Origin of the sequence: Citreicoccus inhibens (assembly GCF_019039035.1) — a bacterium.
Classification (GTDB): Bacteria; Myxococcota; Myxococcia; order Myxococcales; family Myxococcaceae; genus Citreicoccus; species Citreicoccus inhibens.
Window position 1 is genome coordinate 125,561 of the sequence record NZ_JAHNZT010000019.1, and the last position, 13,533, is coordinate 139,093.

Sequence of the window (13,533 nt, forward strand, 5' to 3'; positions counted from 1 at the left end):
AAGACAGACATGCCGGCCCGGGTCGCCCGAGCACTCGACGACATCCCGGTCATCGACCCGGCCGCGCTCGCGGACGGATACACCGGCGAGGCCTACAGCGCCGGCGTGTCCGCCACCGGAGGTCAGGCGCCCTACACCTGGGCCGTGGTGGCTGGCGCGCTGCCCTCGGGCGTGACGTTGGATGCGAGCACGGGCGCGCTGTCCGGCACGCCCTCGGCCACGGGCACCGCCACCTTCACGGTGTCCGTGACGGACGCGGCCAGCGCGGAGTCCACCCAGGCGTTCTCCCTCGCGGTCTACGCTCCGCCGAGCCTCGACACGACGACGCTCACGAGGGCCACCGAGGGCGTCACGTACCGCCGCGCGCCGGGCACCGCGGAGGCCCTCGCCGCCTCCGCGGGCAAGGCGCCGCTGCACCTGAGCGCCACGGGACTGCCCGCGGGCCTCGCGCTGGACGGGGACACGGGCGAGCTGTCCGGCATCCCCACCCCGGGCGCGGCGGGCGTGCACGCGGTGGACGTGGACGTGGTGGACGCCAATGGGCACGCGGCCCATGGCTCACTGTCGCTGGAGGTCGTGGCGCCCCAGCCTCAGGCCTCGATGGGCACGCTGGGCGTCGAGCCCGAGGGCAGCCCCATCACGGACGCGCTGACCGTGTTCGTCCTGGGCGAGAACAACCAGCCACGCGCGAACGTGGGAGTGCGCGTGCGCAAGAATGGCGCGGAGTACACGCCCGCGCGGGAGGCGCTGACCGATGCGCAGGGCCGCGTGTACTTCACGGGCCTGGGCCTGGACGGCGCGATGGACACGGTGGACATCACCGCCAACGGCAGCAACCTCTTCAACGTCACGATGGCGCAGGTGAACGCGTCGCGCGTGACGCTGGTCGCCGCCAACTATCCCCTGCCGCTGCGGCGCGCCTCGTCCGCCGCCACCTGGGACACGACGGCCGCGCGCTTCATCCACATGGGCGGACGCAACAACACCCCGGGCATGCCGAACGGCTGTCTCAACGACACCGTGGCGTTGGGGACTCCGGCGACGCCCGCGTGGGAGGAGTGGACGCCACCGGGCATGACGGGCACGGCCGCCCCTGCCGCGCGCGTGGCCTCGGCGTTCCAGTTCAAGGGCAGTGGGGTCAGCGTCCTCTTCGGCGGTGAGAGCTGCACGGGCACGAAGCTCTCGGACACGTGGCAGTTCTCGTCCGCCACGCGTACGTGGCAGCAGAGTGGCGCGCCCGGTCCCAGCGCGCGCTCCGGTGCGGCCATCGCGCCCTCCCCGGTCGCGGGCGGCATCCTGCTGTTCGGCGGAACCACGGCCACGGGCGCGCAGAACACGCTCACCGTCAACAACGAGCTTTGGACCTTCGTGGCCGGCTGGGGCAAGTTGACACCCACCGGAACGCTGCCCACCGCCCGCGCGTTCGCCGCCGCCGCCGTCGACACGAGCACCAACCTGATGTGGATGTGCGGCGGAGCCAGCGGCACGCCGTTCGGTGGCGCGGACCAGACGACGTGCTCCACCTACAACCGCACCACCAACGCGTGGGCCGGCGCGCCCGCCATGCCCCTGGGACGCCGCGGGCACGGCATGGCCTACCGCCCCGGGGACGGCCTGTATGTCTTTGGCGGGACCGCCAGCGGCACCGCGCGCAATGACCTCCTCCGCTTCCGCATGGGCACCTGGAGCACCGTCACGGCGCAGGGCGCGGTAGGCAGTCCTCCCGCGGGTGGAAGGAACCTCGCGTACGACCCGGGCACCGGCAACCTCGTGCTCGTCACCCCGGCCGGGGAGGTGTGGACGTTCGATGGCGCGGCGTGGGCACAGCGCTCCTCCGCCACCGCGGGGACGGTCACCCTGTCCGGCACGCTGTCGGGCGGCGCGGCGACGGGCAGCGCCGCAGTCTGGGTCGTCGGAACCAATGGGTTCTCGCTCACGACCAACTTCGTGTCCATGCCGGGCGGCACCGCCACGTACTCCCTCGCGGGGCTTCCCACGGGCGTGCCGCTGTCCGTGTACGCGTACCACCTGTCCGGCGGCGGCCTGTACTCGCACAAGGACATGGGCAGCGTGGGTCCGCTGAGCGGCGACACCCCGCTCGACATCGCGTTCGAGCCGGGCCCGCTCACGACGACCACCTCGACGGGAGACGCGGCCTTCCCGCTCGACTGGAGTGGCACGTCCAACGGCCTCATCACCCGCGCGGTGCGCACACAGCCGGGCTTCCCGGTCCAGCCCATTGGGGAGGCCCAATCGCAGGCGGGCACCGCGACGGCCTTCAGCACGCAGTACATCGCGCCGCTCGCCCCCGCCGCCGAGGCCCTTCAGGCCGAGGCCGACAACACCAGCCCGGCGTTGTGCGAGACGCTCAGCGCCTGGAACTACGCGCCCACCGCGGGCAGCGTGGGCGTGCTCGCCCTGCCGGACGGCGTGCGCGGCCTGTCGCCCGGCGTCAGCGAGTGTGACACCGCCCCGGCGCCCACGGCGCTCGAGGGCAGCTACCAATACACCGCGCCCGCGGGCACCGAGCTCGTCTCCGTGCTGCGCGGCGCGCGCGGCATGACGTGGGATTGGAAGTACGTGGGCCCGTCGCGGGCCGGGGTGCGCACCTTCGCCTTCCCGCTGCCGAGCACGCTCGCGCCCAGCCGTCCGTCTCCGAGCGGACAAGCCACGGCATACGAAGTCACCGCCTACGTCTTCGCGCCGGGCTCGGGCTTCCAGTATCCGCGGTTCGAGTCGGCCACGCTGCGTCCGTCCGGCACAGCGCGGGCTCGCGCACGCGGCTTCGTGCGGCAGTAGCGCAAGGCCCAGGCGGCGGCGTGCCCGGGGCTCACAGCCCGAGCGGCGCGCCGTCGCCCTCCGCGCGCAGGGGCGGCAACATGGCCATGTCCCAGCGGCGCGGCGGCTCCCACGTCACCGCGCCCGAGGTCCCCCAGCCCGCGCGCACCACCTCGCGTCCCTCGAACTCCATCCAGAAGAGCGACTCGTCCGGGCGCGAGGCCTGGTCCAGGCACGCCACGCGCGTTGCCCCGGAGCGCCCATGGCCCTCCAACGTCATCGCGAAGGCCTTGTGCGAATGGCCGCACAGCAACCACCGCGGCTCCAGGGTGTCCACCACCCGCCGCGTCACCGGATTGCCAATCCAATACGAAGGCAGCGGCCGGGGCGGATCCGGGTTCTCGTCTCGCGCCCGCTGCACGATGCCGCGCGGCCACTCGTGGACGAGCAGCACATCCACATCGCGGGCCAGGAGCAGCCGCTCCACCTCGCCCTCGCGGAAGTAGCCAGCCTGCTTCGCGGTATCCAGGGACAAGGGGCGCTTGAGCGGTTGGGAATAGAAGCGCGGCGCGTGAATGCCAGACAGGTACGCCACCCGCAGGCCCCGGAGTTCGCGCATGCCGGAGCGCCCCAGGTACTGCACCCCAGGAGCCAGCTCACCGCCGCCCTGCACGTCGTGCAGCGCCTCGAAGTCCTCGTTGTTGCCGCCAATGAAATACAGCGGTCGCTTCACCCGACGCACGCCGTCCGCGTACTCGGCGAACTCCGCGGGCATGGCGCGCTTGGCGGCCTTGCGTCGGTGGTCATCCGCGCGGCGGAACGCCTCCACGTCTCCCACCGCGAGCACCAGGTCCACGTCCCTGCCCCGCGCCTGTGACAGCGCGTCCAACCACGCCTCCACCCGATGGAAGCGGCCATGGATGTCGCCCAGCGCGGCGACCAGGAGAGAGTCCTGCGGCATCTTGGCGCGAAGGGTGCGCACAACGGACCCACCCTGTCGAGCAGCCTTTGCACCCGGGAGCCACTGGCGGACAGAACTCCGTCCGCCAGGGTTCCCCAGGGTTCAATCGCAGCCCAGCGGGTAGGTGATCTCGATCATCGCGCCAGGCGCGGGCGCCGTCGCCGAATCAAAGACGACCGTGTTCGTGCCCGCGTCGTAGGACCACCCACCGGTCTGCACCACCCCATCCACCTTGACGACAATCTTCGAGGTGTCCGCCGGCCTGGCGGACAGCGGGAAGTTCCGGTTGGGACCGAAGGCGCTGAGGGACAGCTTCTCCAGCGACGTGGCCCAGTCCGGTGTGCAGATGCTGTCCACCACGCCACCCAACGCCTGGGCCAGCGCCGCGTAGCGGCTGCCCGAGCTGCTCGCCGTGGGGCACGTCGTCAGGTCCGGCGGGCCGACGACGGCGTTGAAGCTGACGCGCGACTTGTCCTGCCCCTTCAGCGACAGGAAGTAGGACTCGTAGAAGGACACCGGCTGCGAGCTGAAGTCCTCCTCGTCCGACAGGGCGATGATGGCCAGCTTGGCATCGTCGCGCAGGAAGCCCGCGTTGCCGTCATGCGCCAGCGGCGTGCGAATATCGTCCTCGCTGCTGAGCAGCGGCTCGGAGAGCGCGCGGTACGCGGCATCCAGGCCCTGCTCGTTCCAATGACACACACCCACCTTGGTGTTGTTGGCGAAGACCGCCGCCGCGTTGGGCGTGGTGGGCGTGATGATGCGCGGGCTGGAGCCATCCGCCGGGAAGAGCCGTCCGTTCTCACCGCCCTGCGCGCCGCCCGGGCACTCGGACCAACCGCCGGGAGACGGATCCAGCCCCGTGGTGGTGACGCCGATGCGGAAGTCCACGTTGGCCTTGCTGGCCGCGCTGAGGAACGCCGCGAAGTTCTGCCCCAGGCTCTGCTGCTCCTCCATCATCGAGCCCGAGTTGTCGACGACGAAGAGCACGTCGACCTTGGCCTCGGACTCCTGGAAGAAGACGTCCGTCTGGTCGGCCTTCGTCACACCCCGGCCCACGAGCCCCGCCGTGTACACCTGCCCATCCGGCAGCGTGAAGCGCAGCGCCGCCGCGTCGGCGCCGTCGTCCACGGGCTCATACACCCCCGTCATCCGCAGCTTGCCACCCGCCGCAATCTCCAGCGGGAGCGCCGGCACGCCCTTCACCTCGAACTCGGAGCCCACCTGCTCCAAGCCCAGCCGCGAGACGGACACCGGCCCCGAGCACTGGTTGATGGCCACCACGTCCCGCGTGCGAGGACCACACGACAGCTTGGCGGTGCCGAAGTCCACCGTGCCGGGCTGCACCAAGAAGCACCCCTGCACGCCCTTGCCCGCCAGCGCCACCAGCGGATGGCCCAGCGTCGGGTGGTTGAGCCACGCCTCCGCCATCCCCGAGAAGTCGCCCGCCTCATCCGGCTTGAAGCGCACCACCAGCGTCGCCTTCTGCCCCGGCGCCAGCACGCCGTTCTCCACCGGCTCCGCGCTGAAGGCCACGTCCGAGCCCGAGGCCAACGACATGGAGGCCAGGTAGCAGCGCTCCGTGCCCGTGTTGCGCAGCGTCACCCCGAGGGCCACCTCCGTGCCCACCTGCACCCCACCGAAGTCCAGCGTGGGCGGCACCGCGAATACGCAGGGAGAGAACACCTGCCCCTCGCCCAGCAGCGCCACGCCCTGCGTGGAGGACGCGGAGCCATGGCGCACCGTCACGCCCAGTTGCCCCGCGCTGCCTCCCGCCGCGCTCGGGCGAGGGCTGAAGGTGATGCCCACCTTGAGGGACTGCCCGGACGGAATGGGCGTGCTCGCCGGAGGCTGCGCCAGCGTGAAATAGCCGCCCTGCTGCGTCGCGACGGCGAGGTTGCTCAAGAGCACCTCGTCACGACAGTGATTGAGCACCTCCACCTGCCGCGTGGCCGTCATGCCGCTGGCCACCACGCCAAAGTCCAGGCGATCCGGCAACACCGCGACGCACGAGCCCCCACCCTCCCCCGTCAGCGACACCTTGGGGCCCGGCGTGTTGGTGCCAGCCTTGCCCACATCCAACAACACCCGCCCCGCGCCCGCCGCACCCGGAGCCAGCGGCGTGAAGGCCACGCGCACCTCCACCGAGCCACCCGCCGGTAGCAGGTTCCCCGGCATCGACGGCGCGCTCACCACCCGGTACACGCCGCCGGGATCCTCCACCAACGAAGCGCCCGTGTAGCGCAGGGGCTCCGTCCCCTGATTGCGCACGGTGATCCGCTCCTCCGCCGTGGCGCCCACCGCCACGCGCCCGAAGTCGACGTGCAGCGGCGTCACCTCCAGGAGGCTCGCCACGCCCGTGCCCTTGAGCGGCACCACCGCCGGCTCGCACCCGGTGCACACCGTCACGCGCAGCTCGGCCTCCGCCGCGCCCAGCCGCGTGGGCTCGAACGACAGCGTCACCTGCCGCGACTCCCCCGGCGACAGCATCGCGGGCAGCCCCGGCCCCACCGAGAACTCGTCCGCGTCCGAGCCCGCCAGCGACAGCTCCAGCGGGCTGTCCACGGCCGAGGTGTTGCGCAGCGTCAGCGGGAGCGTCTCCACCTGCCCCAACCCCACGTTGCCGAAATCGAGCGGCGCCTCGGGAACCTCCAGGGTCGCCTTCACGCCCCGCCCCGACACCGGCACCGTCGCGCTGGCCTCCCCGTCCGCATCGGTGAGGAACTGCACCTGCCCCTGTACATCGCCCTCCACGTCGGGCGTGAAGCGCACCTCCACCTCTTGCTCCGCTCCGGCAGACAGCGTGAAGGGCTCGAACGGCGGCACCTGCACGTGCGGCACATTGGAGGTCGCGCCCTCCACGCGGTACGGCGCGCGCCCACCATTGGCGAGCCGGAGCTTCAACGTCTTCGTCCGGCCCACCGCCGCGACACCGAACTCCAGTGACTCCGGCCGGGCCTCGAATGCAGTCCGCGCAGAATGTGAGGACGGTTGTCCACACGCCATGCACGCCGCCACCACCGCCACCCACGCCCACACCCGAGGTCCTCGCATACGGTGCCGTCCTCCCCACAGACGCCGGGGAGCCCCCACTCGTGCGGCACGCCCCGGCAAGGCCGGATGTCTGCAACCCGGATGCCCGCTGGCTCCCCAGGCGGGACGTCGGGCGGCCGACGCGACAACTCATTGGCCGGCCTGGGAAAAGCCTTACCCATCCTGAGGAACGGGATTCCCATTGAGTTCGGAAACCCGGAAAAAGTTTCCGGAACCGCCAGCCCCTGACACTGGCCTCGGTCCGAGGGACAGCCCCTCGGATTCGTCACCCTGCGGCCCTCCCTTTCCCTGGGTTGGCCGGCCGGGGATGCGCATTGCGCTCCCGCGGGTTGGTCCCCAATCACTCGGTGCGTCCGCCTTTCCACGTACCGGAACACCCATTCAGTGATAGATCGCCCGCCCATGTCCGAACCCGATGTCGTCTCCATTCGCGGCGCCAAGGAGCACAACCTCAAGAACGTCTCCCTGGACATCCCCAAGAAGAAGCTGGTCGTCTTCACGGGAGTCTCGGGATCCGGCAAGAGCTCGCTCGCGTTCGACACCCTCTACGCGGAGGGGCAACGTCGCTACGTGGAGAGCTTGTCTTCCTATGCCCGGCAGTTCCTGGGGCAGATGGAGAAGCCGAAGTACGACACCCTGAGGGGCCTGTCGCCCACCATCTCCATCGAGCAGAAGGCGGCCAGCAACAACCCGCGCTCGACGGTGGGCACCGTCACGGAGGTCCACGATTACCTGCGCGTGCTCTACGCCTCCATCGGCGTGCAGCACTGCCCCCAGTGCGGTCGCAAGGTGGGCAAGCAGAGCGCGCAGCAGATCGTCGATGAAATCCTCAAGGCGCCCGCGGGCAGCAAGGTGCAGGTGCTGGCCCCGCTGGTGACGAACCGCAAGGGCGAGCACAAGGACCTGCTCGCGGACGCGCAGAAGCGAGGCTTCTCCCGCGCGCGCATCGACGGGAAGCTCAAGAACCTGGAGGAGCGCATCGACTTGGACAAGAAGTCCAAGCACGACATCGCGCTCGTCATCGACCGGCTCGTGCTCAAGGCGGACGTGCGCACGCGCCTGACGGACTCGGTGGAGACCGCGCTGCGCGAGGGCAAGGGGACGCTCATCGTCACCGACGAGACGGGCGCCATCGCGTCCGACCGCGTGATGAGCGAGCTGAACGCGTGCCCCACCTGCGGCCTGTCCTTCGGGGACCTGACGCCCGCGTCCTTCTCCTTCAACAACCCGCTGGGCATGTGCACGGACTGCAACGGCCTGGGCACGAAGCCGGAGATGGATCCGGACCTCATCGTGCCGGACCCGTCGCGCTCCATCCGCGAGGGCGCCATCGAGCCCTGGGCCACGGGCATGAACCGCGGCGAGGGCTGGACCGCGGACTTCGTGGAGAGCCTGGCCAAGGCGTTCAAGATCGACCTGGACGTGCCCTACGCCAAGCTGACCAAGCGCGAGAAGGAGACGCTGATGCACGGCTCGTCCGGCAAGGCGTTCACCGTCGAGTGGGGCGAGGGCGGCCAGTACAAGATGGAGTGGGAGGGACTCGTCGAGAAGATGATGCGCAACTTCAAGACCACCACCTCCGAGGCGCGCCGGGCCGAGTTGCAGAAGTACTTCAGCGACAAGCCCTGCCCCGCCTGCAAGGGCGAGCGTCTGCGGCCCGAGAGTCGCGCGGTGAAGGTCCACGCCCGCTCGCTGGTGGAGCTCAGCCGGATGACCATCGCGGATGCGCACGCGTTCCTGGGCGCGCTGGGGCTGTCCGAGCACGAGCGGAAGATCGCCAGCGAGCTGCTGAAGGAGATCCGCAGCCGGCTGTCCTTCTTGGTGGACGTGGGCCTGAACTACCTCACGTTGGATCGCACCGCGTCCACGCTGTCCGGCGGTGAGAGCCAGCGCATCCGGCTGGCGTCGCAGATGGGCAGCGAGCTGACGGGCGTCATCTACATCCTGGATGAGCCCTCCATCGGCCTGCACCAGCGAGACAACGGCAAGCTGCTCACCACGCTCAAGCGCCTGCGCGATTTGGGCAACTCCGTCATCGTCGTGGAGCACGACGAGGAGACGATGGAGGAGTCCGATTGGCTGGTGGACTTCGGGCCGGGCGCGGGCGAGCTGGGCGGACAAGTGGTGGCGCAGGGCACGCCCAAGCAGGTGATGGCGGACACCCAAAGCCTCACGGGCGCGTACCTGTCCGGCCGCAAGGAGATTGAGATTCCGGACCGGCGCCGCGTGCCCAATCCCAAGCATCAAATCCGCATCACCGGCGCGTCGGAGAACAACCTCAAGAACGTGGACGTGGACCTGCCGCTGGGCATGTTCACCGCGGTGACGGGCGTGTCCGGCGCCGGCAAGTCCACGCTCATCAACGAGATTCTCTTCCCCGCCCTGTCGCGCGCGCTCTACGACACGCGCGAGCCCATGGGCAAACACAAGGCCGTGACGGGCCTGGAGCACCTGGACAAGGTCATCGACATCGACCAGCGCCCCATCGGGCGCACCCCGCGCAGCAACCCCGCCACGTACACCAAGGTGTTCGACGCCATCCGCGAGGTGTTCGCGATGACGCCCGAGGCGCGCGCGTTCGGCTACGGGCCGGGGCGCTTCAGCTTCAACATCAAGGGCGGACGCTGCGAGGCCTGCGAGGGCGATGGCGTGAAGCTGGTGGAGATGCACTTCCTGGCGGACGTGTACGTCCCCTGCGAGGTGTGCCATGGCCAGCGCTTCAACGAGGCCACGCTGCGCGTGCGCTACAAGGGCAAGAACATCGCGGAGACGCTGGACCTGAGCGTGCGCGAGGCCATGCAGCACTTCGGCGCGCACAAGGACATCATGCGCGTCATGCAGACGCTGGATGACGTGGGACTGGGCTACATCCGCCTGGGCCAGCCCTCTCCCACCCTGTCAGGAGGCGAGGCCCAGCGCATCAAGCTGGCGCGCGAGCTGGCGCGCGTGGCCACCGGCCGCACGCTCTACATCCTCGACGAGCCCACCACCGGCCTGCACTTCGAGGACATCCGCAAGCTGTTGTCCGTGCTCAACCGTCTGGTGGAGGCGGGCAACTCGGTGCTCGTCATCGAGCACAACCTGGACGTCATCAAGAGCTCGGACTGGATCGTGGACCTGGGCCCCGAGGGTGGCGCGGGCGGAGGACAGGTGCTCGCCGCCGGCACGCCCGAGCAGGTCGCCCAGGTCGAGGGCAGCCACACCGGCCGCTACCTGCGCCACGTGCTGGGCAAGTCGCGCCGCGCCCGAGTCGGCAAGCGCGTGGATGACGCCGCCTGAGTCCGCGCCGAGCGACTCCTCCGGCGAGCGGCCCCGAAGCGAGACTCCGGGGAAGAGGGACGGGGCCCTGACCGCGCCCCGCCCCTCCGCCCACCTTGGAGTATCCGGAATGATAGAGACTCCTTAATTCATGTCAAATCCGGCATAGACATAATTCACGCATAAACCGCCAGAGCTATTTAGCCGCACGCTCCGGGTGGGTGGGCAAGCGTGCGTGCTCCGCTTGCATCTGCAACGCGGTTGCACCTGCGTGGGCGCGAGACGGTGGCCGGGCGAGCGAGGGCCGTGGGGCCACCAGGCCGGTGGAGTCCAAGGGTGGGCTTGGGTAGGTTCGCCCTCCCATGGCCGAGACACGTACCGGGCAGGACGACCGCTTTCCGCCGCAGATCCCCTACATCATCGGGAACGAGGCGTGTGAGCGCTTCAGCTTCTACGGGATGCGGAACATCCTCACGGTGTTCCTCATCGACTACCTGCTCCTGACGCAGATTCCGGACACGGAGATGCGCACCACGCGGGCCAAGGCGCTCTTCCACTTCTTCATGTTCGGCGTGTACTGGTTCCCGCTGGTGGGCGGGTGGCTGGCGGACCGGTTCTTCGGCAAGTTCCGCGTCATCCTCTGGCTGAGCCTGGTGTACTGCGCCGGGCACGCGTGCCTCGCGCTGTTCGAGAACAGCATCCCCGGCTTCTTCACCGGCCTCTTGCTCATCTCGGTGGGCAGCGGCGGCATCAAGCCGTGCGTGGCGGCCATGGTGGGCGACCAGTTCACGGCGAAGAACAAGCACCTCTTGAAGAAGATCTTCGCCATCTTCTACTGGACCATCAACCTGGGCTCGCTGTTCGCGTCGCTGTTCATCCCGCTGGCGCTCAAGAAGCTGGGGCCCGCGGTGGCCTTCGGCATCCCCGGCGTCCTGATGTTCGTCGCGACGTTCCTGTTCTGGCTGGGCCGCAAGCACTACGTGCTGGTGCCGCCCTCGGGGCCCAACCCGCACTCCTTCCTGCGCATCGTGCTCTCCGCCCTCTCCCGGAAGCGCCCGGAGGCGCCCGCGGGTGCGAAGTCCCACTGGCTGGACGCAGCGCTGCAGCGGCACCCGCCCGAGGCCGTGGAGGGCGCCAAGGCCGTCTTCCGCATCAGCGGCTTGATGCTCCCGTTCGTGCCCTTCTTCTGGATGCTGTTCGACCAGAAGGCCTCCACCTGGGTGGTCCAGGCCCGCTCCATGGACCCCTACGTGGGCCCGCTGAAGTTCGAGCCCAGCCAGATGCAGTTCATCAACCCCGCGCTGGTGATGCTGCTCATCCCGTTCCTCACGGCGGTGGTGTACCCGGCCCTGCAGCGCGCGGGCATGGAGCTGACACCGCTGCGGCGCATGCCCCTGGGGCTCGCGGTGGGCGCGGTCGCGTACGTCATCGCGGGCGGCTATCAGGTGATGATGGAGCACGGCACCACGCTCAACATCGCCTGGCAGCTCCTGCCCTACATCGTGCTGACGGTGGCGGAGATTCTCGTGTCCACCACGGGCCTGGAGTTCGCGTACACCCAGGCGCCGCGCGAGATGAAGAGCGTGGTGCAGTCCATCTGGCTCGTCTGCAACGCCACGGCGAACATCGCGGTGGCCATCGCCTCCGAGCTGAACGTCTTCACCGGCGCGGGCCAGTTCTTCTTCTACGCGAGCTTCGCCGCCGCCGCCGCCGTGGGCATGGCGCTCGTCGCCCGCCGCTTCGTGGTCCGCGACTACTACCAGGCCCCGGTGCCCGCGCCTTCGGAGGGCGCCGCGCCGGCCGCCGCGCCCGCGACCTGAGCCGCCTCCGCGGCGGGCCCCGACCGAGGGCTCGCCACTAGGACACCCCGCACGGCATTGGCTTCAGGCCCACGCCCTGACGGAGCGCGGCCACCGCCCCCCGAAGCCCGAGCCCCAAGGCCCTCGTGGCGCGCCACTCGGACTTCGGGGCAATGAAAAACGCCGGAGCGCCCCGAGGGTGCTCCGGCGTTTTCATGTCCGGGGGGCAGCGGCAGTGCCCCTCCGGGAGTCACGGCTGTCGGTCAGGCCGCGGAGGACACCGGGCGGCCGTCTGACTCGGACGAGTCGGTGGGCGTCTCGCCCTGATCCGTGCCGTGCATCATCCGCTTGATGACCGGGGCGAGCGCCAGCAGCAGCACGCCCGAGGCAATGGCGCCGATGGCGATGGCCTCGAACACGCCCATCTCGCCCAGCTTGTCCGCGCGCGAACCGAGGACACCGGCCAGCTTGTTGGCCGCCGCGTTCGCGAGGAACCACACGCCCATCATCGCGGAGACGACGCGCGCCGGGGCCACCTTGGTGACCATGGACAGGCCCACCGGGGACAAGCACAGCTCACCCACCGAGTGGAACAGGTACGCCGCGATGACCCACCACGAGGCGGCCTTGCCCAACAGCTCGCTCTCGCGCGAGGCCCCCATCATGAAGACGAAGCCAATGCCCATGAACAGCAGGCCCAGGGCCATCTTCACCGCCGAGCTCAGGTCCTTGCCGCGCGCGGACATGAAGCTCCACACCAGCGCCACCACCGGGGCCAGCGACACGACGAAGATGGAGTTGAAGTTCTGGAACCACGTGGTGGGAACCTCCCAGCCGAACATGGTCCGGTCCACCTTCTGGTTCGTATAGAGGTTCATCAGGCCGCCGGCCTGCTCGAAGCCCGTCCAGAAGACGACGACGAACATCGAGATGATGAAGATGGCGATGATGCGGTCGATCTCCTGGCGCGTGAAGCCGCGCGGCGAGGAGGGCGTCGCGCTCGAGGCGGCCACCACCGGCTGGGGCGCCGGAGCCAGGCCCACGTCGCCCAACAGCTTCTTCGACAGCGCGAGGAAGATGATGAGGCCCAGGAACATTCCCACGCCGGCCGAGCCGAAGCCCCAGTGCCAGCCCACCTTCTCACCCAGCGTGCCGCAGATGAAGTTGCCCAACAGCGCGCCCAGGTTGATGCCCATGTAGAAGATGGTGAAGCCGGCATCCCGGCGCCCATCGCCCTTCGGGTACAGCCCGCCCACCATGGTGGAGATGTTGGGCTTGAAGAAGCCGTTGCCCACAATCAGCAGGCCCAGGCCCGCGTAGAAGATGGCCATGCCGGGCAAGGCCAACAGCAAGTGGCCGAGCACCATCAGCACGGCGCCAATCACCACGGCCTTGCGCTGCCCGATGTACCGGTCCGCGATGTAACCGCCCAGGATGGGCGTCAGGTACACCAGCCCGGTGTACGTGCCGTAGATATCGAGCGCCGCCGCGTTGGTCCACGCGAGCCCTCCGTCGGCGACCTTGGCCGTGAGGAAGAGCACCAGCAGGCCGCGCATGCCGTAATAGGACATGCGCTCCCACATCTCGGTGGCGAACAGCAGGTAGAGGCCGGGGGGATGTCCCTTGCGGGTCTCGCCTGCGGCGACGGTGCTTTGCATGCCGTGTCTTCCTCGAAAGGATGTGAGG

General features: G+C 69.6%; 6 protein-coding genes. 3 read left to right on the forward strand and 3 right to left on the reverse strand.

The window, feature by feature from the left end; translation table 11 throughout:
* The first annotated feature begins 9 nt into the window (after positions 1–9).
* Complete coding sequence (locus KRR26_RS22025; protein WP_217080725.1) at positions 10–2,799, forward strand: Kelch repeat-containing protein; 2,790 nt, start codon at positions 10–12, stop codon at positions 2,797–2,799.
* Positions 2,800–2,830: 31 nt separating this feature from the next.
* Here the strand turns inward: KRR26_RS22025 and KRR26_RS22030 are convergent, their stop codons facing one another.
* Together KRR26_RS22030 and KRR26_RS22035 are read right to left on the reverse strand one after the other, a co-directional pair.
* Complete coding sequence (locus tag KRR26_RS22030) at positions 2,831–3,739, reverse strand: metallophosphoesterase family protein (protein WP_217080735.1); 909 nt, start codon at positions 3,737–3,739, stop codon at positions 2,831–2,833.
* Between the two features lie 102 nt (positions 3,740–3,841).
* Positions 3,842–6,790 (reverse strand): choice-of-anchor D domain-containing protein, encoded by a 2,949-nt coding sequence (locus tag KRR26_RS22035; RefSeq protein ID WP_217080726.1) that lies wholly within the window; start codon positions 6,788–6,790, stop codon positions 3,842–3,844.
* A gap of 402 nt (positions 6,791–7,192) precedes the next feature.
* Here KRR26_RS22035 and uvrA point away from each other — a divergent pair, with 402 nt between their 5' ends.
* Positions 7,193–10,069: an excinuclease ABC subunit UvrA gene (gene uvrA / locus KRR26_RS22040; protein WP_217080727.1), complete on the forward strand. Its 2,877-nt coding sequence runs from the start codon at positions 7,193–7,195 to the stop codon at positions 10,067–10,069.
* Between the two features lie 341 nt (positions 10,070–10,410).
* Positions 10,411–11,868 carry a POT-type proton-dependent oligopeptide transporter gene (locus KRR26_RS22045; RefSeq protein WP_120201139.1) on the forward strand — a complete coding sequence of 486 codons (1,458 nt, stop codon included), beginning with the start codon at positions 10,411–10,413 and terminating at the stop codon, positions 11,866–11,868.
* A gap of 242 nt (positions 11,869–12,110) precedes the next feature.
* On the opposite strand, the gene KRR26_RS22050 is transcribed toward KRR26_RS22045, so the two are convergent.
* Positions 12,111–13,505: a peptide MFS transporter gene (locus tag KRR26_RS22050; RefSeq protein WP_120201141.1), complete on the reverse strand. Its 1,395-nt coding sequence runs from the start codon at positions 13,503–13,505 to the stop codon at positions 12,111–12,113.
* Positions 13,506–13,533 lie beyond the last annotated feature (28 nt).

Bases quoted from the DNA above. Each gene is read 5' to 3' on its own strand.
- KRR26_RS22025 (WP_217080725.1), top strand. From the start codon at position 10: ATGCCGGCCCGGGTCGCCCGAGCACTCGACGACATCCCGGTCATCGAC.
- KRR26_RS22045 (WP_120201139.1), top strand. From the start codon at position 10,411: ATGGCCGAGACACGTACCGGGCAGGACGACCGCTTTCCGCCGCAGATC.
- KRR26_RS22050 (WP_120201141.1), bottom strand. From the start codon at position 13,505: ATGCAAAGCACCGTCGCCGCAGGCGAGACCCGCAAGGGACATCCCCCC.
- KRR26_RS22035 (WP_217080726.1), bottom strand. From the start codon at position 6,790: ATGCGAGGACCTCGGGTGTGGGCGTGGGTGGCGGTGGTGGCGGCGTGC.
- KRR26_RS22030 (WP_217080735.1), bottom strand. From the start codon at position 3,739: ATGCCGCAGGACTCTCTCCTGGTCGCCGCGCTGGGCGACATCCATGGC.
- uvrA (WP_217080727.1), top strand. From the start codon at position 7,193: ATGTCCGAACCCGATGTCGTCTCCATTCGCGGCGCCAAGGAGCACAAC.